Origin of the sequence: Mesorhizobium neociceri (assembly GCF_013520985.1) — a bacterium.
Classification (GTDB): domain Bacteria; phylum Pseudomonadota; class Alphaproteobacteria; order Rhizobiales; family Rhizobiaceae; genus Mesorhizobium; species Mesorhizobium neociceri.
In genome coordinates this window covers 1-22666 of record NZ_JACDTY010000028.1, presented here as the reverse complement: position 1 = coordinate 22666, position 22666 = coordinate 1, and the positions used below count along the sequence as shown (strand labels likewise).

Sequence of the window (22666 nt, the reverse complement as noted above, 5' to 3'; positions counted from 1 at the left end):
CTTTCGACAACTCAAGGACGAGCGCCCCTGCCCTCCCGTCCACCTTGGAACGACGGAAGGATTCAGGCTTTTTCGTGATCCAGGCAACAGCTTACGCCAGATTTCTCCGGCGTGCGATCATGTTTGGCAACAGGCGTTAATCGTTGCTGGTAACGAGGCTAACCCAGGGTGGCGATCCGGATCACGAACACGGTCGTCGGCCGCGCCGGTTCCACGTGCAATAGCGCGACTTCCGGGCCAATCAGGAGCGTGTCGCGCGGTCCCAAGTCTAAAGGTGTCGAGCCGGTCACGCCGACCTCGCCGTCGAGCGGCAGGATCAGGGTCGTTGCGGTCGTCGGCCGGATATCGGTCGGCGCCGAAACCTGCAGGCGCTCGACCGTGTGCGTTGCCCGCCCGCGGCGGGTCATGACGTTGAGGTCTGTGATCGGACCCGAGATCAGCGCGGCCGTGGTCGCCACATCGGCCGGGAAGGAAAGCGGAGCGGAGGCTCCGGTCAGCCGCGCCGGCGGCCGGCCGGCAATGTCGAGGACGATGCCCTCGCCTTCCAGCACGGCAAGCGTGCGGTCGACGCCGGCAAAGCCGGAGAACGGGCCACCGCCTTCGACGCGCGCCATCGAGACGCGCCAGTCGAAATCGTCGAGCCCGGCGCCGTCAGGCGAAACGGTGATTTCGGTCGTCGTGCCGCCGCCATTCTTCCACGGCATGACGCGGTAGTCGGCGGCACGAAGGATGCGCATCGTTTCAGCCAATCAGCCCAAAATGCCGGGCAGATTGAGCTGGTGCTCTTTGGCGCATTCAATGGCGATGTCGTAGCCGGCATCGGCGTGGCGCATGACGCCGGTCGCCGGATCGTTCCACAACACACGCTCCAGGCGCCTTGCGGCGTCCGCCGTGCCGTCGGCGACGATGACCATGCCGGAATGCTGCGAAAAACCCATCCCGACGCCGCCGCCATGATGCAGCGACACCCAGGTGGCGCCCGACGCAGTGTTGAGCAGCGCGTTGAGCAACGGCCAGTCGGAGACGGCGTCGGAGCCGTCCTTCATCGCTTCCGTCTCGCGGTTGGGCGAAGCGACCGAGCCGGAATCGAGGTGGTCGCGGCCGATGACGACAGGCGCCTTGAGCTCGCCCTTGGCGACCATCTCGTTGAAGGCGAGGCCGAGCCGGTGGCGATCGCCGAGGCCGACCCAGCAGATACGCGCCGGCAGGCCCTGGAAGGCAATGCGCTCGCGCGCCATGTCCAGCCAGTTGTGCAGATGGGTGTTGCCGGGCGTGAGTTCGCGCACCTTGGCGTCGGTCTTGTAGATATCCTCGGGATCGCCCGAGAGCGCGGCCCAGCGGAACGGGCCAATGCCGCGGCAGAACAGCGGCCGAATATAGGCCGGCACGAAGCCCGGGAAGGCAAAGGCGTTTTCGAAACCCTCGTCCTTGGCGACCTGCCGGATGTTGTTGCCATAGTCGAGCGTCGGCACGCCGGCGTTCCAGAAGTCCACCATCGCCTCGACATGCTCGCGCATCGACGCGCGAGCGGCTTTCTCGACAGCTTTGGGGTCGCTGACGCGCTTTTCGCGCCACTTAGCCATGGTCCAGCCTTTCGGCAGATAGCCGTTGATCGGGTCATGCGCCGAGGTCTGGTCGGTGACCATGTCGGGGCGAATGCCGCGCAGGAACATTTCCGGCACGATCTCGGCCGCATTGCCGAGCAGGCCGACCGACTTCGCTTCGCCGGCCTTGGTCCAGCGCTCGATCATTTCCATCGCTTCGTCGAGCGTCTCGGCCTTCTCGTCGACATAGCGGGTGCGCAAGCGGAAATCGATCGAATCCGGATTGCATTCGATGGCGAGGCAGCAGGCGCCGGCCATGACGGCCGCCAGAGGCTGGGCACCGCCCATGCCGCCGAGACCGCCGGTCAGGATCCATTTGCCCCTAAGGTTGCCATTGTAGTGCTGGCGGCCGGCCTCGACGAAGGTCTCGTAAGTGCCCTGCACGATGCCTTGCGTGCCGATATAGATCCACGAGCCGGCCGTCATCTGGCCGTACATCATCAGGCCCTTCTTATCGAGCTCGTTGAATTTGTCCCAAGTCGCCCAGTGCGGCACGATGTTGGAGTTGGCGATCAGCACGCGCGGCGCATCGGCATGGGTGCGGAAGACGCCGACCGGCTTGCCGGACTGGACCAGCAGCGTCTCGTCCTCATTGAGCGTCTTCAGCGAGGCGACGATGCTGTCGAAATCGTTCCAGGTGCGCGCGGCGCGGCCGATGCCGCCATAGACGACGAGTTCATTGGGGTTCTCGGCGACATCCGGATCGAGGTTGTTCATCAGCATGCGCAACGGCGCTTCGGTCGTCCAGTATTTGGCGTTGAGCTTGTCGCCGCGGGGGGCACGCACTTCGCGGATGTTATGGCGAGGATTGTTCATCACTGTCCCTTTCGAGTAAGGCGGCGCGTCAGCGCCCGGCCCAGTCAATGGCGGTTTGGAGGATTTTCGTCAGAGTGGCGCGCATCGGTGCGGCGAACGCGGCGTCGTAGGGTACCGGCCAGTTGTCCGGTTCGCCCTTGCCTTCGGGCTCGCGCAGATAGCCACGATCGGCAAGTTCCATCTGCAGCGCATGGTAGCCGCCTTGCGGATTGCCGAAGTAGCGCGTGATCCAGCCGCCCTTGAAACGGCCGTTGATGACATTGCTTTGACCGCTTTCGGTCATGATCTGGCCGACCAGAGCCTGCAGCGCCGGGTCGGCGGTCTGGCCGTCATTGGTGCCGAGATTGAACACCGGAAGCGTGCCATAGAACAGGCGCGGCAGCACCGAGCGGATCGAGTGGCAATCGTAGATGACGATTTTTTCGTGCAGGCCGCGAAGCCTGACGGCCTGGGCTGCCAGCATTTCATGGTAGGGCACGAAATACGCTATGCGGCGCTGGTCAATCTCCGCCGGAGTCGGTTCGGCGCCGGGCAAATAGAGCGGATCGCCGTCAAACGTCTCGGTCGGGCACAGCGTGGTCGTCGTCTGCCCGGGATAGAGCGAGGCGCCGGAGGGATCGCGGTTGACGTCGATGACCGTGCGCGAGATCGACGTGTGCACGACCGTCGCGCCAAGGCCGGCGGCGAAATCATAGAGCTGGTCGATCCACCAGTCGCAGTCGCGGCGGCCGAGCCAGGGCGAGACCAGCCGGCTGTCGAGGCCGGCGAGATCGATGCCGGTATGCGGGATCGACACCAATAGGGGTGCCGTGCCTTCCGTCACTGTCAGCCAATCGGTCATGTCTCAGGCTCCCGAGATCGAAGGCAGTGTCACCGCGCCGGCAGCCTTGATGGCAGCGCCGCTGCGCACCATGGCGATCGCCTTTTCCATGTCGGGGTGGAAATGCCGGTCGGTGTCGAGGTGCGGCACCTCGGCGCGGACCAGCTTGCGCACGGCTTCCAGTGCCGCACTCGATGCCAACGGCGCGTGGAAATCGCAACCCTGCGCGGCGGCCAGCAGTTCGATGCCGATGACAGCTGTCGCATTCTCGACCATGCTGATCAGCCGGCGCGCGCCATGTGCGGCCATCGAGACATGGTCTTCCTGGTTGGCCGAGGTCGGGATGGAATCGACGCTCGCGGGATAGGCCTTTTGCTTGTTCTCGGAGACCAGCGCCGCCGCCGTCACCTGCGGGATCATGAAGCCCGAATTCAGGCCGGGCTTCGGCGTCAAAAAGGCCGGCATGCCGGAGAGCGCTGGATCAACCAGCATGGCAATGCGGCGTTCCGACAGCGAGCCGATCTCGCAGACGGCGAGCGCGATCATGTCGGCGGCGAAGGCCACCGGCTCGGCGTGGAAATTGCCGCCGGAAAGCGCGGTGTCGTCCTCGGCGAAGATCAGAGGATTGTCGGTGACGCCATTGGCCTCAGTGCCGAGCGTGTCGGCGGCCTGGCGCAGCACGGTGAGTGCCGCCCCCATCACCTGCGGCTGGCAGCGCAGGCAGTATGGGTCTTGCACGCGCTCGTCGCCGACGCGGTGCGATTCCCGGATGGCGCTGCCGGCCATCAGATTGCGCAGCGCTTGCGCCGTCTCGATCTGGCCGGGGTGTTTCCTCAACAGATGGATGCGCGGATCGAAGGGGGCGTCCGAACCCTTGGCGGCATCGGTCGACAACGCACCGGCGACCAGCGCCGACTGGTAGAGCACTTCGGCCTCGAACAAAGCGGCCAGTGCGTAGGCGGTGGAGAACTGCGTGCCGTTGAGCAGCGCCAGGCCTTCCTTGGCCCCAAGCGTCACCGGCTCCAGCCCGTGCGAGACGAAGGCGACCTTGGCCGGGAAGCGGCCATGCGGGGTAAAGCATTCGCCGACGCCGATCATCACCGCCGTCATGTGCGACAGCGGCGCGAGATCGCCTGAGGCGCCGACCGAGCCTTGCGCCGGCACCACCGGGATGACGTCGTTGGCGAGCATCGCTTCCAGCAACTCGATGGTTTGCGGCCGCACGCCCGACGCGCCCTGCGCCAGGCTGGCGAGCTTCAGCGCCATCATCAGCCGGACGACCGCGACCGGCATCGGCTCACCGACACCGGCGGCATGCGACAAAACGATGTTGCGCTGGAGCGTCTCAAGGTCGGCCGCGGGGATGCGAACGCTGGCCAGTTTGCCGAAGCCGGTGTTGATGCCATAGACCGGCTCGCCCTTGGCGACGATGCGGGCGACCGCTTCGGCGCTGGCCTTGATCTTGGGACGGCAGGCAGCGTCGAGCTTCGGTACGGCGCCACGGTAAATGGCGCGCCAGTCGGCCAGCGTCGCATTGCCGGGCTTCAGGTTGAGTTCGGTCATTGTCCTCTCCAGATGCGGGCATGAAGCGGGTTGAAGCCCATGCGGTAGACGAGTTCGGCCGGGCGCTCGATGTCCCAGATCGCCAGGTCAGCGGATTTTCCTGCCTCCAGCGTGCCGGTCTGGCCGAGCAGCCCGAGCGCGCGCGCGGCCTCGCGGGTGACGCCGGCCAGGCATTCCTCGACGGTCAGGCCAAACAGCGTCGCTGCCATGTTCATGGTCAGCAACAGCGAAGTCAGTGGCGAAGTGCCTGGATTGTTGTCGGTTGCGACCGCCATTTTGACGCCGTGCTGGCGAAACAGGCCGATCGGCGGCTTCTTGGTCTCGCGAATGAAATAGTAGGCGCCGGGCAGGATAGTCGCCACCGTGCCGGCCTTGGCCATGGCCGCAGCACCGGCGTCATCGGTGTATTCGAGATGGTCGGCCGACAGCGCGCCGTAACGGGCGGCGAGTTCGGCGCCGTGCAAATTGGACAGCTGGTCGGCATGGAGTTTGACCGGCAGGCCGAGCGTCTTGGCCCTATCGAACACGCGCGCGATCTGTTCCGGCGAAAAGGCGATGCCCTCGCAGAACCCGTCGACGGCGTCCGCCAAGCCTTCGGCGGCGATGGCGGGCAGGATCGTGTTGGCGACCAGATCGACAAAAGCGTCCTTGTCGCCCTCGGCCTCAGGCGGCAGCGCATGCGCGCCGAGGAAGGTGGTGCGGACCGTCACCGGACGCTCTTTGTCCAGGCGCCGGGCGGCGCGCAGCGATTTTTGCTCGTTTTCAAGATCGAGCCCGTAGCCCGATTTCACCTCTACCGTGGTGACGCCTTCCGCCATCAGCGCATCGAGGCGCGGCAGCGTCTGCGCAACCAGTTCGTCCTCGCTGGCGGCGCGCAAGGATTTGACCGACGAGACGATGCCACCGCCGGCCCTAGCGACCTCTTCATAGGTCGCGCCGGCCAGCCGCATTTCGAATTCGTTGGCGCGGTTGCCGGCATGGACGAGATGGGTGTGGCAGTCGATCAGGCCGGGCGTGATCCAGCGGCCTTCGCAGTCGGTGGTCTCGGCGCCCTGAGCCAGAGCTGGCGGCATGTCGGCTTCCGGGCCGGCATAGACGATGAGACCGTCGCGGGCGGCAATTGCGCCCCTTTCGACGATGCCCAGTCCGGCTTCGCCTTCGGCCATGGTCGCCAGGCGCGCATTGCGCCAAAGGTGAAGGCCCCCTGCCCGGCTTTTGTCTTGTGCCGCCATTATCTTTTTCCGTTGATTGGATGACGATTATGTATATACATATTGAAACGCACTGCAAGTGCTATGTTCAGGGAAGACGGAGAAAAACGTGACGGCGATCTTTGCGGAACAGGCCCTGCTGGCCGATGGCTGGCACGACAAGGTGCGGATTTCGTTGACCGACGGTCGCATCACCACCGTAGAGCCAGGCTCGTCGCCGCAAGCCGATGACGAGCGACACGCTATTGTTGTTCCAGGCATGCCGAACCTGCACAGCCATGCCTTCCAGCGCGGCATGGCCGGGCTTGCGGAACTGCGCGGCCCCTCAGCCGACAGCTTCTGGAGCTGGCGCGAGGTGATGTACCGCTTCGCGCTGTCGATGACGCCGGACCAGGTCGAGGCGGTCGCCGCGCAGCTTTATGTCGAGATGCTGGAGGCCGGGTTCTCGCGCGTCGGCGAGTTCCATTATCTCCACCATGACCGCGACGGAAAACCCTATGCCAACCTTGCCGAGATGGCTGAGCGGATCGCCGCCGCCGCCGGCGAAACCGGCATCGGCTTGACACTATTGCCGGTGTTCTATGCGCATTCTTCTTTCGGCGGCGCCGCTCCGAACGAAGGCCAGCGGCGATTCATCAACGATGTGAATCGCTTCGGACGCTTGCTTGAGAAATGCCGCGAATCCGTTCGCGCGTTGAATCAGGCTGTCGTCGGCGTTGCCCCGCACAGCCTGCGCGCCGCGACGCCGGAGGAACTCACCGCGGTTGCCGCCATGGCGCCGGACGGGCCGATCCACATCCATGTCGCCGAGCAGGTAAAGGAAGTCGAGGACTGCCTGGCGTGGTCCGGCGCGCGGCCGGTCGAATGGCTGCTCGCCAATGCCGGGATCGACAAGCGCTGGTGCCTGATCCATGCCACCCACATGACCGAGGCCGAAACAACCGGCATGGCGAAAAGCGGCGCCATTGCCGGCCTGTGCCCGATCACCGAGGCCAATCTCGGCGACGGCACCTTTGCCGCGCCGCTGTTCATCGACCATGGCGGTCGCTTCGGCGTCGGTTCCGATTCCAATGTGCTGATCGGCCTGCCGGACGAATTGCGCCAACTCGAATATTCGCAGCGCCTGGCGCACCGCGCCCGCAATGTGCTGGCGGTGGCCGGCGGCTCGACCGGGCGCGCTTTGTTCGACGCCGCGCTCGATGGCGGCAGCGTGGCGCTCGGCGCCGGCCCGTCTCGGATCGCCGTCGGCGCGGCCGCCGATTTCGTCTCGCTCGACAAAAACCATCCCTCGCTGGCCGGCAAGAGCGGCGATGCCATCCTCGACGCCTGGATCTTTGCCAATGGCGGCAAGGTCGACTGCGTCTGGGTGCATGGCAAAAAGCAGGTCAGCAACGGCCAGCATGCCAGGCGCGAGGCCATAGCCGAGCGCTTTCGCCAGGTCATGACGGCGCTTTCGGCATGAACATGACCGAGACAGCGGCGGTGGAAGGCGGCGGTTCGCTGCACCAGCGCATCCTGTCCGACATCAGCGAGAAAATCCTGTCCGGCGCCTGGGCGCCCGGCTTCCGCATCCCGTTCGAACATGAACTGACGGCCGAGTACAATTGCTCGCGCATGACGGTGAACAAGGCGCTGTCGCAGCTGGCCAAGGCCGGGCTGATCGAGCGCCGCCGCCGCTCGGGCAGTTTTGTCCGCCAGCCGCAGTCGCAGGCGGCGGTGCTGGAAATCCACGACATCAGGATCGAGGTCGAGGCGCTCGGGCTAGCCTATCGCTATGAGCGCGTGGCGCGGCAGAAAAGGCGCAGCAGCGCCGAGGATCGTGGCTTGCTGGAACTTGGCGCCGCTGGACAGGTGCTGGCGCTGGAATGCCGGCATTTCGCCGGCAAGCGGCCATTTGCGCATGAGCAGCGGCTGATCAATCTCGCCGCCGTCGCGGAAGCCGGCGACGAAGAATTTCTCGACATCGCGCCCGGCCCCTGGCTGATCGGCCGCGTGCCATGGAGCGAGGCCGAGCACCGCATCCGCGCGGGAGGTGCGGACAGGCATATTGCCGAAGCGCTTGATATCGCAACCGGCGCACCGTGCCTGGTGGTCGAGCGCCGAACCTGGAGCGCCGAACACCCGGTGACGCAAGTGCGGTTTACTTATGCCGCGGAGAGCCACACGTTGGTGGCAAGGTTCAGGCCTTCGCAGGGGTAGCTGATCTCCCCCCTTGTGGGGGAGATGGCCGGCAGGCCAGAGGGAGGCGCCACAGAGCGCCAACTTATCGCTATCGTCATCCTAGGGCGGAGCAAGGAGCGAAGCGACGAGCGAAGACCCTAGGATCCATGCCGTGACGCTAAGGCGTTGCAATGTTTACAGAATTCTTCTCCGCCGCATTCCTTGTCAAGGTCACGGCATGGATCCTCGGGTCAAGCCCGAGGATGACGAAAGCGGTGTGCGGCGGGACAGCGCCCCCTCTGCCTTGCCAGGCATCTCCCCCACAAGGGGGGAGATCAGCAGCTTCAACGCCTCAGATCGCAGCCGTAATAATAATCTCGACCACATATTCCGGGCCGGCGAGCTTGGCTTCGCCGGTGGCGCGGGCGGGCGTGTTGCCTTGCGGGACCCACTTGTCCCATTCCTTGTTCATCTCGGCGAAAGTGCCCATGTCGGCCAGCCAGATGATCGCCTGCAGGATCTTGGTCTTGTCGGTGCCGGCCTTGGCCAGCAATTCGTCGATGGTGGCGAGGATCGACTTGGTCTGCTCGCCGACGCTGGCGCCGGGCGTTCCGACCTGGCCGGCGAGGTAGACGGTGTTGCCGTGGATGACGATCTGGCTCATGCGCGGGCCAACATCGATGCGACGAATGCTCATGGGAGTTTCCTTCCTGTTGTCGGAGGGGGCCTGTTTAGGGTTGCTACCGGCTTCGGGCAAGGCCGGCTGAACGAAACCGCTTGAGCCAACACACGGCGAGTTGGACCGGCTGCGCCGCCATTTCACCAAGCCCCTATATTGACGTATGTAATATTATAACATACCAGATCGGCTCTGCCCTCAGCCGCGTGGATCGCACAACGCCCCCAAAATGCATCCGCGCCGAACCTTCGGATACAGACATGCTCCAAACCTCCAAAACCAAACGCCTTCCTGTCACCGTGCTCTCCGGCTTTCTCGGCGCCGGCAAGACCACGCTTTTGAACCATATCTTGTCGAACCGCGAAGGCCGCCGCGTCGCCGTCATCGTCAACGACATGAGCGAGATCAACATCGATGCCGAACTGGTGCGCGACGGCGCCGATCTTTCGCGCACCGATGAGCGATTGGTGGAGATGTCGAATGGCTGCATCTGCTGCACGCTGCGCGACGACCTTTTGAAGGAGGTTCGCGCACTGGCCGAACAGAGCCGCTTCGATTACCTGCTGATCGAATCCACAGGGATTTCCGAGCCGCTGCCGGTCGCCGCGACCTTCGATTTCCGCGACGAGAATGGCGACAGCCTGTCCGACGTCGCCCGCCTCGATACGATGGTGACGGTGGTCGACGCGCTCAATTTGCTCAAGGATTATTCCTCTTCCGATTTCCTGAAACAGCGCGGACAGTCGCTGGGCGAACAGGACAGTCGCGCGCTGGTCGACCTTCTGGTCGAGCAGATCGAGTTCGCCGATATCGTGGTGCTGAACAAGATCGGCGCGGCGAGTGAACACCAACGAGACATGGCGCGGCTGATCGTACGGGCGCTCAATCCCGATGCCGAGATCGTCGAAGCCGATTTCGGCAAGGTGCCGCTCGACAAGGTGCTCGCTACCGGCCGCTTCGATTTCGACAAGGCGCAGCAGAACCCGCTCTGGTTCAAGGAGCTCAACGGCTTTCGCGATCATATTCCGGAGACGGAGGAATATGGCATCCGCTCCTTCGTCTACCGGGCGCGAAAACCGTTCGAGCCGATGAAGTTCCAGGCGTTCATCGATCGCGCCTGGCCGGGCGTGGTGCGCGCGAAGGGCTTCTTCTGGCTGGCGACACGGCCGCATCATGTCGGCGAAATGAGCCATGCCGGCGCGCTGGTCAGAACCGAAAAGCGCGGCCTGTGGTGGGCCGCCGTGCCGCAGGAGCGCTGGCCCGACCATGCTGAATGGCGTGAAAGCATGGCTCCCTATCTCGATCCGGTCTGGGGTGACCGGCGCCAGGAGATGGTTTTCATCGGCTGCGAACCGATGGATGAGGCGAAAATCCGCGCCGAATTGGATGACTGCCTGATTGAGGCGGAGGACTTCCGGCCCGAACTGTGGCGCGGACTGCCCGACCCGTTCCCGAACTGGACAAATGGCTGAGCTGGATTTTGCTCGCGAAATGTCTATTTGCGCAAAAGGATTTCCTTCTGCGCGGATTGCCGACCTCGTGCGAGAGTGGCAAGACTTGCGCCAACCAGATTGTGAGGATGAGAGCCATGGAATATCGCGAAATCAGCGAGGACTATTCGGTCTCGGCCCAGATCCAGCCCGAAGATGCCGCCGCCATCAAGGCCGCCGGCTTCAAGAGCGTGATCTGCAACCGGCCGGATGACGAGCAGCCCGGCCAACCCTCGGCCGACAACGTCAAGGCGGCGGTCGAGGCGGCGGGGCTCGCCTTCCGCTACATCCCGGTGATCAGCGGCCAGATCACGGCCGAGAATGTCGAGGACCAGGCCGAAGCGCTCGACGCGCTCGAAGGCCCGATCTTCGCCTATTGCCGCTCGGGCGCCCGCTGCACCAATCTCTATGGGCTGATCCAGCAGTCCAAGGGGTGAAGCGTTTAAAGCGATTGTGCAGCCAGTTCCATAAGTTGGCGATCCTTCGCGCCCCCCTCTGTCCTGCCGGACATCTCCCCCACAGGTGGGGAGATTAGCAGCTTCGCCAATGGCGCTTTCCCTGCAGCGTTAGCGATTGGCGAAAGCCCGCGTGACATCTGATCTCCCCCCTTGTGGGGGAGATGTCCGGCAGGACAGAGGGGGGCGCTGTCCCGCCGACGCATCCTAGATCGGCAGCGCGCCGGTTTCCTTCAGCGTCTCCAGCACGATCGCCGTCTTCACATGCTGCACGGATTCGTGCGGCAGGAGAACGCCGTTGACGAATTCCGACAGTGATTTGAGGTCCGGCGTCACCACCTTCAAGATATAATCCATCTCACCAGTGAGCGCGTGCGCCTCCTGCACTTCCGGCAACCGTGCCAGCAGTTCGCCGAAGCGCCTGGCGTTGTCGCGGTTGTGGGTGGCCAAGGTCACCGAGATGACATTGACCAGCGAAAAGCCGAGCTTGTCGCGGTCGAGCACGGCGCGATAGCCCTTGATGTAGCCGTCCTCTTCCAGCCGCTGCCGGCGCCGCGAGCATTGCGAAGCTGACAGGTTCACGCGTTCCGAGAGATCGTTGTTGGTGAGCCGCGCGTCGCCCTGCAATAGAGCCATTATCTTGCGGTCGAATTGATCGATGCGCGCGTCATCCATGGATTTGTCTCCAATCATGCACGAATTGCGCATGATATGATCATTTCAAGCGTTTGAATGCAAGCACCGTGCGGCCGCTTTGCGCTATGATTGGTTATCTCGTGGTCCGATGCGGCCACCATCCGTTTGGAGGAATGCCATGGGTCCCTTCCCGCACGACGCCCCGCCCGCCAAGATCAGCAAGGAAAACCCCGCAGGCACCGACGGTTTCGAATTCGTCGAATTCGCACATCCGGAGCCGCGGAAGCTTGCCGAACTGTTCACCCGCATGGGCTATGTCGCGGTGGCCAAGCACCGCACGAAAGACATCACCGTCTGGCGCCAGGGCGACATCAACTATGTCGTCAATGCCGAGCCGGGCTCGCATGCGATGAAATTCGCCGACAAGCATGGTCCCTGCGCCGCCTCAATGGCCTGGCGGGTTGTCGATGCAAAGCACACGTTCGACCATGCGGTGTCGAAAGGCGCGACGCCCTATGAAGGCGACGATAAGGCGCTCGACGTGCCGGCCATTGTCGGCATTGGCGGCTCGCTGCTCTATTTCATCGATGCCTATGGCAAGAAGGGCTCGGCCTATGACGCCGAGTTCAAGTGGCTGGGCGAACGCGATCCGCGGCCGCAAGGCGTCGGCTTCTATTTCCTCGACCACCTCACCCACAATGTCTATCGCGGTCAGATGGACAAATGGTGGGATTTTTACCGCGAACTGTTCGGCTTCAAGCAGATCCATTTCTTCGACATTGACGGCAAGATCACCGGCCTTGTCAGCCGCGCCATCACCTCGCCGTGCGGCAAGATCCGTATTCCGCTGAACGAGTCCAAGGACGACACCAGCCAGATCGCCGAATATCTGAAGAAATACAATGGCGAGGGCATCCAGCACATCGCTGTCGGCACCGACGAAATCTACGCCGCCACCGACAAGCTTGCCGACAACGGGCTGAAATTCATGCCCGGTCCGCCGGAGACCTATTACGACATGTCGTATGACCGCGTGAGCGGCCATGACGAACCGATCGAGCGGATGAAAAAGCACGGCATCCTGATCGACGGCGAAGGCGTGGTCGACGGTGGCATGACCAAGATCCTGCTGCAGATTTTTTCCAAAACCGTGATCGGCCCGATCTTCTTCGAATTCATCCAGAGGAAGGGCGACGAAGGTTTTGGCGAAGGCAATTTCCGCGCTCTGTTCGAATCGATCGAGCAGGACCAGATCAAGCGCGGCGTGATCAAGGTGGACGGCAAGGCGGCGTAACGCCAAATTGCAGGCATCAAGCTGCCCTCACCTGCCTGCCGGCAATGAGGGGCGGCGCCAATGTCTGGGATGGTCGATCACAACCCCAGCCGCGCGACCTCTGCCTGTCTGAGCTTCAAATCATAATCGAGCAGAAACTCGTCCAGCTGCGGCGGCGCGACCGAGGTGCCGGAGAGCATGGCGTGCACCTGGCCACGATGGTGGATGTCGTGCAGGAAGACGTGACCGAGGATGTCGCTGATCTTTTCCGGGATCATGCCGTCCTCGCGCCGGTCGGTGATGACGCGGCGGTCGAGATCATCCTCCGACAGCCCTTCACAAAAGACAATCAAGCGTCGATCAGCCGCGACCTGGGCGGCAAACAGCGCCTGCGGTTCATCGAACGGCACGTAATCGTCATAAGCGGCAGCGCCGACGCCGCCCTCTTCCAGGAAATCGAGATAGAGATGATCGACCGCGAGGATGTGGTTGAGCGTCACCTTGATCGACGGGAAGAAGCTGGTGCGTTCGGCTTCGAATTCGCCGGGCTTGAGCTGCAGCACGGCACGATAGAGCCGGTCGTTCGACCAGAGATTGTTGCCGGCCATGCGGCGCAGATGGTCCAGCAGGGTCATGAGTTCATTCGTCTAACCAGGCCAATGCCCGCCCACATGACCGCGAATCCGGCGAGAACGATCAATAAAAGCCGGTTCATGCGCCGCCGCATGGCCTGCGTCTCCTCGTCACGCGCCACACTCGTGTTGGTGATTGTGTGGAACATCATCGCCTTGCGCGGGTAGCCGCTGCGGTTGGTCAAATCGGGCGAGCGCGCTTCGATGCGGTAGCTCAGCCGGATCGCCTGGATGAACACCGCCAGAATCCCAAGCGCCCAGACGCCGCACAGCAGATAGAACGCCTCGCCCGTCATGCCGTTATCCCCCTATCCCTGGTATTTCTCGACCTTCTGCTCGATGGCGCCGAAGATCGAGTTTCCACTTTTATTCTTCATCTCGATACGCACCGTGTCGCCAAAGCGCAGGAATGGCGTTTTGGGTTCACCTGACTCAATGGTCTCGATCATGCGCAATTCGGCAATGCAGGAATAGCCGGCGCCGCCTGCCGACACCGGCTTGCCCGGCCCGCCATCCAGCTTGTTGGAGACGGTGCCCGAACCGATGATGGTGCCGGCGACCAGCGGCCGTGTTTTTGCGGCATGGGCAATCAGCGCCGGGAAATCGAAGGTCATGTCGACGCCGGCATTGGCGCGGCCAAACGCTTTGCCGTTGAGGTCGGCGAGCAGCGGCAGGCTGACCTTGCCGCCATCCCAGGCGTCGCCGAGTTCGTCCGGCGTCACCGCGACCGGCGAGAAGGCCGAGGACGGTTTTGACTGGTAGAAGCCGAACCCCTTGGCCAGTTCCGACCCGGTCAGCGCGCGCAGCGTTACGTCATTGACCAGCATGACCAGCCGGATCGCAGAGCGCGCCTCATCGAGGCTGGCGCCCATCAGCACATCATCGACGATGACAGCAACCTCCGCCTCCATGTCGATGCCATAGGCTTCGTCCGCCATACGGATCGGCTCGCGCGGGGCGATGAAAGAATCCGAGCCGCCCTGGTAGATCAGCGGATCGGTCCAGAAACTTGCCGGCATCTCGGCGCCGCGGGCTTTGCGCACCAGTTCGACATGGTTCACATAGGCCGAACCGTCGGCCCATTGATAGGCGCGCGGCAGCGGCGAATGGGCGTCATGCTCATGGAAGCGAGCCGACGGCAAAGCGTTGTTCTCCAGCGATTCGGCGATGGTCGCCAGATGCGGCGAAATCCGCTGCCAGTCGTCGAGCGCCGCCTGCAACGTGCGGGCCAAGAACGAGGCGTCGGTGAAGCGCGTCAGGTCGCGCGAGACGACGACGAGCTTTCCGTCGCGCGTCCCGTCCTTCAATGTGGCAAGCTTCATGCGTCCTCCCAGTGGTTATTCGTAGTATTGCGGTTATTCGTAATATTTGCCGGCATAGAGAACTCTGGCTGCGGCTTTCCAGGGATTTTCGTCCGCAAGGAATGCCGGATCCCCGCGTCGACTCTCGTCGGTCCAGGTCACGGCCCAGGCGACAGCCGATTCGAGAAAAAGTGGCTATCGAGCCGTTGTACCAGCCATTCCAGCCGGAGTCGTAGGGTCCGGGCCTCGCAGCTTCCTTGCGGTCGGCGTCCTCCCGGTCCTTGCGAAGCGCATCGACGAAACGCACAAAAGACGGCAAGTCCTTCACTTCCTGGAGAGCAGAGGAAAGCAGCGTCGAGGATGTCTCCTCGGATTTACGCACCTCGTCCCAAAACTCGTCGTCGGCCATCGTTACTCCCGAAACCCCACAACAAGGCCGTCGCGGGCAATCGTCAAGTCACCCGTCCACGATTTCCTGACAGCAGCCTCCCAGTCGGCCTCGCCGATCTCGGGATCATCGGCCGGAATAAGGTGGTTGAGCACCAGCCTCTTCACCCTGGCATCGCTGGCGATGCGCCCGGCCTCCTCGGCAAAGGAGTGGCTGGCGAGCAGATGCTCCTTGAGCCGCGCACCATTGCCGGTCCTGGCAACCAGCCGCTCGATGCCCTCCTCCAGTATGGCCTCATGAACGAGAATGTCGGCATCTCTGGCAAAATTGGCGAGCGGCGGAAAGAAGGCGGTGTCGGCTGAGAACACGATGCTTTTGCCGGCATGGTCGAAGCGCAGCGCGAAACAGTCGGTGACCGGCGGATGGTCGACGCGCAGCGCCGAGACCTTCAGGCCGCGCTGTTCGAAAATCTCGCCTTCGCCGAATTCGACGATCGAAACCAGCTCGCGAATGTCCGGCCGGCCCTCGTCGACGATGCGGATTTCGATGTCGAACTCCATCGCCTGACAGAAGCGCCGCCAATAGTGGCCGGTGCCGGGCGGTCCGAACAGCGTCACCGGACTGGCGAAACCGGCCGTCCAGGCGGTGTGCAGCAACGGTCCCAGCTCCAGCACATGGTCGGAATGAAGATGGGTGATGAAGATCAGGTCGAGCGTCTTGAGGCTGATGCCGGCATCGACCAGGCCACGCGTGACGCCCAGCCCGCAATCGACGACGATGGTTCGGCCGCCGAGCTCCAGCAGCGACGAACTCGGCCAAGGCCCGCCCGGCCGCAGCGCCGGGCCGCCCTTGGAGCCGAGACACACCAGCCGGTCGCTCATCGGGCTGATCTCAAGACCAGTCGCCCTCCGGCGTGCCATTGAAGCGCTTCTTCAGATCGGACCAGCAGTCGATGTAATTGTCCTGTCTTGTTTCGAGTTCAGCGCCGTAGCGGGTCAGCATTTGCGGGAATCGGGTCTCGAACATGAACGCCATCGTGTTGTCGAGCTTGACCGGTTTCAGCTCGACACGCGAGGCCTTTTCGAAGCCAGGCGCGTCTGGGCCGTGGGCCAGCATCAGATTGTGCAGGCTGATGCCGCCGGGCACGAAGCCTTCTTCCTTGGCGTCATACTGGCCGTGGATCAGGCCCATGAACTCGCTCATGATGTTGCGGTGGTACCAGGGCGGCCGGAACGTGTCCTCCGCCACCAGCCAGCGCGGCGGGAAGATGACGAAGTCGATGTTGGCGGTGCCCTCCTCGCCGCTCGGCGCCGTCAGCACGGTGAAGATCGACGGATCCGGATGGTCGAACAGGATGGCGCCGACCGGCGAAAACGTCGCCAGATCATATTTGTAGGGCGCATAGTTGCCGTGCCACGCCACCACGTCGAGCGGCGAATGGCCGATCTCGGTGACATGGAAATTGCCGCACCATTTCACCGTCAGCCGGCATGGCGTCTCCTTCTCCTCGAACCAGGCGCAAGGCGTCTTGAAATCGCGTGGGTTGGCGAGGCAATTGGCGCCGATCGGGCCGCGATCCGGCATGGTAAGCTTGGCGCCATAGTTTTCACAGACATAACCGCGCACTTCGGCGTCAACCAGTTCGACCTTGAACACCAGCCCGCGCGGCAGCACGGCGATCTCGCCTGGCCTGAGCTCGATGACGCCCATCTCGGTGACGAAGCGCAAGGCGCCAACCTGCGGCACGATCAGCAACTCGCCGTCGGCGTTGAAGAAATGGTCGTCGACCATCGAGCGGTTGGCGACATAGACATGCGCGGCCATGCCGCTCTGCCCGAGTACATCGCCGGCAGTGGTTATGCTGCGCATGCCGGCGATGAAATCGGTCGGCTCCTTCGGCATCGGCACCGGGTTCCAGCGGTACTGGCCAAGCGCCAGCTCGTGGTCGCCGACATTGGGAGCAGTCTTCCACAAGGGATAGCTCGCCGCCTTGAAGCGGCCGGTGTGTTTTACGCTCGGCCGGATGCGGTAGAGCCACGAGCGCTCATTGGTGCCGCGCGGTGCAGTGAAGGGCGAGCCCGACAGCTGCTCGGCATAGAGCCCGTAGGCCGGCCGCTGCGGCGAGTTGCGTCCCTGCGGCAGCGAGCCCAGCAGCGTTTCGGTTTCAAAATCGTTGCCGAAGCCCGGCATGTAGGAAAAGGCCATCCGATCCTCCCTGATCCCGAATATCGCGAAGCGCTGCTTGCCGGGATGTTGACCAAACTGGTTTCATTTGTAACCATTGAAAATGTAACTATCAACGGCTGATGCCGCATCCACGGTGCGCAGATGGAAATCCTCGAACTCGAAAGCTTCCTACCCTACCGGCTCTACCGGCTGGCCGATTCCGTCAGCCGCGAATTCTCGAAAATCTACAGCGACCGCCTGGGCTTGACCCGGCCGGAATGGCGCACGCTTTCCGGACTTGGGCAGCGCGGCACGATGACCGCAACGGCGCTCGGCGAACAGTCGGCGATGCACAAGACAAAGGTTTCGCGCGCAGTGGCCGAGCTTGAGCGAAGGCGCTGGCTGACCAGAACGCCTAACGAGAACGACCGGCGCGTTGAGCACTTGGCGCTGACGAAGGCCGGGCTGGCTGCTTATCGCGAGATGGTGCCGCTGGCCAAAGCATTTGAGCGAGAGTTGCTGGCGAGGCTGAGTGTGGAGGAACGGGCGGCGATTGTCAGCGGGGTGGCGGCGCTGGAGAGGGCGTTGGAAGGAAAGAGCCGATAGGCTGGCGGGACAGAGGGGGGCGCGAAGGATCGCGGCGTCCCTCTTTCTTCCTACCAATCCATCACCACCTTGCCCGAACTGCCGCTCCGCATCGCGTCAAACCCCGTCTGGAAATCGTCGATCCCAATGCGGTGCGTAATCAGACCCGAAACATCGAGCGGGCCCTGCACCAGGGCGATCATCTTGTACCAGGTCTCGAACATCTCGCGGCCGTAGATGCCCTTGAGATGCAGCATCTTGAAGATGACCTTGTTCCAGTCGATCTCGAAGCCGGTCGGCGCGATGCCCAGAATGGCGATCTTGCCGCCATTGTTCATGGTGTCGATCATGTCGCGGAAGGCGGGCGCGGCGCCTGACATTTCGAGGCCGACGTCAAACCCTTCGGTCATGCCGAGGGCCGGCATGACGTCGCGCAGTTTTTCCTTCGACGCATCGACGACGTGCTGGACGCCAAGTTTTTTGGCCAGCGCCAGCCGCACCGGGTTGATGTCGGTAATGACGACTTTGCGTGCGCCGACACATTGCGCCACCAGCGCGCCCATGATGCCGATCGGCCCGGCACCGGTAACCAGCACGTCCTCGCCGACAAGGTCGAAAGACAAAGCGGTGTGGACGGCATTGCCCAGCGGATCGAAGATCGCGGCGATCTCGTCGGGCACATCGTCGGGGATCGGCACGACATTGTGCTGCGGGATCGCCAGATATTCGCCAAAGGCGCCGGGACGGTTGACGCCGACGCCGAGCGTGTTGCGGCAGAGATGCCCTCGCCCAGCGCGGCAGTTGCGGCAATGGCCGCAGACGATGTGACCTTCGCCGGAAACGCGCTGGCCGACCTTGTATTCGGTGACCGCGGCGCCAAAGTCGGCAACCGTGCCGACGAATTCATGGCCGGTCACCATCGGCACCGGCACGGTCTTTTGCGCCCACTGGTCCCAATTGTAGATGTGGACATCGGTGCCGCAGATCGCCGTCTTCTTGACCTTGATCAGCACATCGTTGGGGCCGATCTCCGGCACCGGCACCTCTTCCATCCAGATGCCCGGTTCGGCCTTGGCCTTCACCAGCGCCTTCATCATGTTCGACATTCTTTTGTCCCTTGAATCCTTTGATCCGGTATCGCTTTGGGCGGCTCAGGAAATGACGCCCAATTCCTTGCCGACCGCTGCGAATGCCGCCACGGCGCGGTCGATATCGGCGCTGGAGTGCGCCGCCGACATCTGCGTGCGGATGCGTGCCTGACCCTTCGGCACCACCGGAAAGGAAAAGCCGATGACATAGATGCCGCGCTTCAGCATGCGCGCCGCCATCTCCTGCGCCAGGCTGGCATCGCCCAGCATCACCGGGATGATCGGGTGATCGGCCCCGGCCAGCGTGAAGCCGAGCTTGCCCATTTCGGACCTGAACCGCGCCGCATTGGCATATAGACGCTCGCGCAAGGCGTCGCCATTCCGGATCAGTTCGAACACCTTGATCGAGGCGCCGGCGATCGCCGGCATCAGCGTGTTGGAAAACAGATAGGGCCGCGAGCGCTGGCGCAGCCAGTCGACCACCTGGCTTTTACCAGAGGTATAGCCGCCCGAGGCGCCGCCGAGCGCCTTGCCGAGCGTGCCGGTGATGATGTCGACCCTGCCCTCGACGCCGCAATGTTCGGCCGAGCCGCGGCCTTGTCTGCCGACGAAGCCGACGGCATGGCTGTCGTCGACCATAACCATGGCGTCGTACTTTTCAGCGAGATCGCAGACGCCCTTCAGATTGGCGATGATGCCGTCCATGGAAAACACGCCGTCGGTGGCGATCAGCCGGAAGCGGCAGTCCCTGGCTTCCTTCAGCCGCGCTTCGAGGTCGGCCATGTCGTTGTTGGCGTAGCGGAAGCGCTTGGCCTTCGACAGCCGCACACCGTCGATGATCGAGGCATGGTTCAACGCATCGGAGATGATTGCATCCTCTTCGCCAAGCAGCGTTTCGAACAGGCCGCCATTGGCGTCGAAGCAGGAGCCATAGAGAATGGTGTCGTCCAGGCCGAGGAAAGAAGAAATCGTGGCTTCGAGTTGCTTGTGCTCTTCCTGCGTGCCGCAGATGAAACGCACCGAGGCCATTCCGTAGCCGTAGCGGTCGAGCGCGCCTTTGGCTGCGGTGCGCAATTCTGGGCTGTCGGCGAGGCCGAGATAGTTGTTGGCACAGAAGTTCAGCACCTTGTCGCCGCCGACTTCGATCTCAGCCGACTGGGTCGAAGTGATCACCCGCTCGGATTTGTAGAGCCCCGCGGATTTCAGCCCTTGCAGTTCATTGTCGATATGGGTGAGGAAAGCCGCGCTCATGATCAGACCCTGTTGCGATTGGCGGCGACTGTCGCGCCCCCTGAATGAAAAATCCACCGCAAATGCGACCGCTTCGGTGGCGCGGCAAGCTCAACCTTGGCGCGATCCGGTCGCCTGGCCAGCATGCTGGAAGTAGCAGGCGAACGAAAAATGCCATGCCGCGAAAGAACATGATAACCATTTCAGCAGCTTTCGTTCACTGCTGAAGCAACAATTCCGCCGGTTTCGAGACCTGTTAACCCTTTCAAGCCAATGGTCTTCTCGCCATGAATCCGTGGCGGAAATCCATTCGACCGAGGGGTCACCTAGAATATGTCGCAGCAGCCGGCGCAAACCGTCTCGGGCAAACTCATCCTGCTGATCAAGACCGGCTACTGGCTGGCGTTGCTGATCATCGCGGCCATGGTGATGGCCTCCTTCATCCTGCTGCAGCAGATGATGGCGGCGCAACAGCACAATCACACTTTGCTCGATATCGTCAGCACCCAGAAGGCGCTGTCGCAGCGCATCGTCTTCCTGGCAAGTGCAACCGGTTCCGCCTCGCGCGACAAGCAGTCGGCCCTGGTTGGGGCGCTCAAGCAAGCGACCACCGAGTTCGAGACGAATTACGACCTGCTGCTCGAGCAGACGGGAGCCGATCCCCAGTCGCCGGCACGGTCCGACCCAAAATCGATCGAAAGCGTGCTGTTCGCCAAGCCGTTCCACCTCGACTATTTCTCGGTCGGGCTTGTCGCCAACGGCCAAAGGCTGATCTCGTCCTTCGAATCCCAGCTCGCCGCCAATGGCGCCTACAAGGGCGGCGGCGAGCGCGTCAATCTCGACGCCTCGGTCGCCAACGCGACGCTGTCGGGTTATGCAGCCCTTGGCCAGCGCATCAGCGCTTTTGCCGACGAACAGTCGGAAAAGCTCCTCGATCTTCACCGCACTTTGTTCTACGCAACGATCGGCGTCATCGTGCTGGTCGCGCTTTTCATCTTCCGGCCGATGTCGAAGGCCATCCTGCGCAAGACGCATGAGCTTATCGACGCCCGCAACTCGATGGCTTTTATCGCCGTGCATGACGGGCTGACCGGCCTGCACAACCGCACCTTCCTGACCGACCACTTCGAAACGCTGATCAAGGGGGCGCATCGCCGGCGCGAAAGGCTGGCGGTGATCCAGCTCGATCTCGACCGTTTCAAGCAGATCAACGACACGCTCGGCCACGCCGCCGGCGACTATGTGCTGGTCGTGACCGCGCAGCGCATGCGCGATTCCTGCCGCGCGTCGGATCTGTGCGCACGTCTCGGCGGCGACGAATTCGTGATGATCCTCAATGGCGCCGGCGGCACCGAGGACATCAACATGCTGGCCAGGCGCATCATCGAGCAGATCAACGAGCCGATCATGTTCCAGGGCACGACCATCCTTCCGGGCGCCAGCGCCGGCATTGCCGTCTACCCCATCGACGCCGACAATGCGGCGGATCTGCTCGTCCATGCCGACCTCGCGCTCTACTCGGCCAAGAAGCTTGGCGGCGGCAGCTTCTCGTTCTTCTCCGAGGAACTCAGGCGCGAACTCGATCACCGCAAGCAACTTGAGCACGACATCAAGGTCGCCATTTCGGAGAGCGCCTTCCAGGTTTATTTCCAGCCGCAGGTGTCGCTGACCAATGGCACGATCAGCGGTATCGAGGCACTGGTGCGCTGGAAACATGCCGAACGCGGCATGATCTCGCCGGGCGAGTTCATTCCGGTCGCCGAAAAATGCGGCTTCATGCCCGAGATCGGCCGCATCGTCTTTGCCAAGGCGATCGAGCAAGCCGCGGAATGGGACCGCGCCGGGATTGCCTTCGGGCGGCTTGCCGTCAACGTATCCGGCACCGAGCTGCGCGAACCCGACTTCGACCGCTTCCTGTTCGCCACGCTGGAGAAGGCTGGGCTGGCCCCGGACAAACTGTCGCTGGAAATTGTCGAATCCGTCATTCTCGACGACGAGAAGACCGGCATCGCGGCCAAGCTGCGCCACATCCGCGCCGCCGGCGTCCATCTCGAGCTCGACGATTTCGGCACCGGCTATGCCTCGCTCAGCCATGTCAATCCAAACGAGATCGACCGGCTGAAGATCGACCGCCGCTTCGTCCAGAACATCAATGAGAATGGCGACAACAGCAAGATCGTGCGCGCCATCACCGAGCTGGCGCGCGGCCTCGGCATCTCGATCGTCGCCGAGGGTGCGGAAACCGAGGCCGAGCTCGATTCGCTGATGGCGATCGGCTGCGACCAGGTGCAGGGCTATTCCATCGCCTTCCCGATGCCGCAGGACAAGGCGCGCGAATGGCTCCTGGCGCGCAGCCTGAAGAAAGCCAAACTTAAGGTTCTGCAGGGCAACCTGGCATAGGATATGTTGATATTCAGGTGAGGCCGGCCTGCAAACGGAGGCCTCCTGCGCTTCCGGTGCTCATATGTGGACGGCCCCCCGCTTGCAAGGATGGTTGAGATAGTTTGATCGGGTCTCTTGCGCTCATATGTCCGGCCTTTTGCGCGCGGATCTGAGAGCGCTGGCCAAG

The 22666-nt window shown here is 63.0% G+C and carries 21 protein-coding genes and 1 pseudogene; 8 read left to right on the top strand and 14 right to left on the bottom strand.

The window, feature by feature from the left end; genetic code table 11:
• Positions 1-158 precede the first annotated feature (158 nt).
• The 5 genes from H0241_RS31980 to hutI are packed head-to-tail and all read right to left on the bottom strand — an operon-like array spanning position 159 to position 6035.
• Positions 159-737, bottom strand: a complete 579-nt coding sequence (locus H0241_RS31980; RefSeq protein WP_181061747.1) for a HutD/Ves family protein — start codon at positions 735-737, stop codon at positions 159-161.
• A gap of 12 nt (positions 738-749) precedes the next feature.
• Positions 750-2420: a urocanate hydratase gene (hutU, locus tag H0241_RS31975; RefSeq protein WP_181061746.1), complete on the bottom strand. Its 1671-nt coding sequence runs from the start codon at positions 2418-2420 to the stop codon at positions 750-752.
• Between the two features lie 28 nt (positions 2421-2448).
• Positions 2449-3261 carry an N-formylglutamate deformylase gene (gene hutG, locus H0241_RS31970; RefSeq protein ID WP_181061745.1) on the bottom strand — a complete coding sequence of 271 codons (813 nt, stop codon included), beginning with the start codon at positions 3259-3261 and terminating at the stop codon, positions 2449-2451.
• Between the two features lie 3 nt (positions 3262-3264).
• On the bottom strand, positions 3265-4803 hold the full coding sequence (gene hutH, locus H0241_RS31965; protein WP_181061744.1) for a histidine ammonia-lyase: 1539 nt from the start codon (positions 4801-4803) through the stop codon (positions 3265-3267).
• Positions 4800-6035: an imidazolonepropionase gene (gene hutI, locus H0241_RS31960; protein ID WP_181061743.1), complete on the bottom strand. Its 1236-nt coding sequence runs from the start codon at positions 6033-6035 to the stop codon at positions 4800-4802. Before hutI ends, hutH begins: the two co-directional genes overlap by 4 nt.
• An 88-nt stretch (positions 6036-6123) precedes the next feature.
• Here hutI and H0241_RS31955 point away from each other — a divergent pair, with 88 nt between their 5' ends.
• Positions 6124-7476, top strand: a complete 1353-nt coding sequence (locus tag H0241_RS31955; RefSeq protein WP_181061742.1) for a formimidoylglutamate deiminase — start codon at positions 6124-6126, stop codon at positions 7474-7476.
• A complete protein-coding gene (gene hutC / locus H0241_RS31950; protein ID WP_181061741.1) occupies positions 7473-8213 on the top strand; it encodes a histidine utilization repressor in 741 nt (246 codons plus the stop codon). Before H0241_RS31955 ends, hutC begins: the two co-directional genes overlap by 4 nt.
• 313 nt (positions 8214-8526) lie before the next feature.
• On the opposite strand, the gene H0241_RS31945 is transcribed toward hutC, so the two are convergent.
• Entirely contained in the window at positions 8527-8871 is a 345-nt protein-coding gene (locus H0241_RS31945) for a RidA family protein (protein ID WP_142869644.1), read from the bottom strand.
• A 242-nt stretch (positions 8872-9113) separates the two neighbouring features.
• Between H0241_RS31945 and zigA the strand changes: the two genes are divergently transcribed.
• The 3 genes and pseudogenes from zigA to H0241_RS36510 all read left to right on the top strand — a co-directional run.
• Complete coding sequence (zigA, locus tag H0241_RS31940) at positions 9114-10325, top strand: zinc metallochaperone GTPase ZigA (protein ID WP_181061740.1); 1212 nt, start codon at positions 9114-9116, stop codon at positions 10323-10325.
• Positions 10326-10441: 116 nt separating this feature from the next.
• Positions 10442-10780 (top strand): TIGR01244 family sulfur transferase, encoded by a 339-nt coding sequence (locus H0241_RS31935; protein ID WP_181061739.1) that lies wholly within the window; start codon positions 10442-10444, stop codon positions 10778-10780.
• 48 nt (positions 10781-10828) lie between these two features.
• A pseudogene (locus tag H0241_RS36510) lies at positions 10829-11031 on the top strand (precorrin-3B synthase); the annotation flags it as partial.
• On the opposite strand, the gene H0241_RS31930 reads toward H0241_RS36510, so the two are convergent.
• Positions 11006-11473 carry an Lrp/AsnC family transcriptional regulator gene (locus H0241_RS31930; protein WP_181061738.1) on the bottom strand — a complete coding sequence of 156 codons (468 nt, stop codon included), beginning with the start codon at positions 11471-11473 and terminating at the stop codon, positions 11006-11008. The pseudogene H0241_RS36510 and the gene H0241_RS31930 sit on opposite strands and share 26 nt — an antisense overlap.
• Before the next feature lie 139 nt (positions 11474-11612).
• On the opposite strand from H0241_RS31930, the gene hppD reads away from it, so the two are divergent.
• Positions 11613-12728, top strand: coding sequence for a 4-hydroxyphenylpyruvate dioxygenase (gene hppD / locus H0241_RS31925; RefSeq protein WP_181061737.1), 1116 nt, complete (start codon positions 11613-11615; stop codon positions 12726-12728).
• 77 nt (positions 12729-12805) lie between these two features.
• On the opposite strand, the gene H0241_RS31920 is transcribed toward hppD, so the two are convergent.
• The 5 genes from H0241_RS31920 to hmgA all read right to left on the bottom strand — a co-directional run bounded on the left by H0241_RS31920 (position 12806) and on the right by hmgA (position 17233).
• Positions 12806-13342 carry a DinB family protein gene (locus H0241_RS31920; RefSeq protein WP_181061736.1) on the bottom strand — a complete coding sequence of 179 codons (537 nt, stop codon included), beginning with the start codon at positions 13340-13342 and terminating at the stop codon, positions 12806-12808.
• A complete protein-coding gene (locus H0241_RS31915; RefSeq protein WP_181061735.1) occupies positions 13339-13635 on the bottom strand; it encodes a hypothetical protein in 297 nt (98 codons plus the stop codon). Before H0241_RS31915 ends, H0241_RS31920 begins: the two co-directional genes overlap by 4 nt.
• Positions 13636-13647: 12 nt before the next feature.
• Entirely contained in the window at positions 13648-14661 is a 1014-nt protein-coding gene (locus H0241_RS31910) for a fumarylacetoacetate hydrolase family protein (RefSeq protein ID WP_181061734.1), read from the bottom strand.
• Between the two features lie 390 nt (positions 14662-15051).
• Positions 15052-15909, bottom strand: coding sequence for an MBL fold metallo-hydrolase (locus tag H0241_RS31905; protein ID WP_181061782.1), 858 nt, complete (start codon positions 15907-15909; stop codon positions 15052-15054).
• A 10-nt stretch (positions 15910-15919) separates the two neighbouring features.
• Positions 15920-17233, bottom strand: coding sequence for a homogentisate 1,2-dioxygenase (gene hmgA, locus H0241_RS31900; protein WP_181061733.1), 1314 nt, complete (start codon positions 17231-17233; stop codon positions 15920-15922).
• 123 nt (positions 17234-17356) lie between these two features.
• Between hmgA and H0241_RS31895 the strand changes: the two genes are divergently transcribed.
• Entirely contained in the window at positions 17357-17800 is a 444-nt protein-coding gene (locus H0241_RS31895) for a MarR family winged helix-turn-helix transcriptional regulator (RefSeq protein WP_181061732.1), read from the top strand.
• 50 nt (positions 17801-17850) lie between these two features.
• On the opposite strand, the gene tdh is transcribed toward H0241_RS31895, so the two are convergent.
• Both tdh and H0241_RS31885 read right to left on the bottom strand, forming a co-directional pair.
• Positions 17851-18885 carry an L-threonine 3-dehydrogenase gene (gene tdh / locus H0241_RS31890; protein WP_023672918.1) on the bottom strand — a complete coding sequence of 345 codons (1035 nt, stop codon included), beginning with the start codon at positions 18883-18885 and terminating at the stop codon, positions 17851-17853.
• Positions 18886-18930: 45 nt separating this feature from the next.
• Entirely contained in the window at positions 18931-20118 is a 1188-nt protein-coding gene (locus H0241_RS31885) for a glycine C-acetyltransferase (RefSeq protein ID WP_181061731.1), read from the bottom strand.
• Positions 20119-20430: 312 nt separating this feature from the next.
• Between H0241_RS31885 and H0241_RS31880 the strand changes: the two genes are divergently transcribed.
• Entirely contained in the window at positions 20431-22497 is a 2067-nt protein-coding gene (locus tag H0241_RS31880) for a putative bifunctional diguanylate cyclase/phosphodiesterase (RefSeq protein ID WP_181061730.1), read from the top strand.
• The last annotated feature ends 169 nt before the right edge of the window (positions 22498-22666 follow it).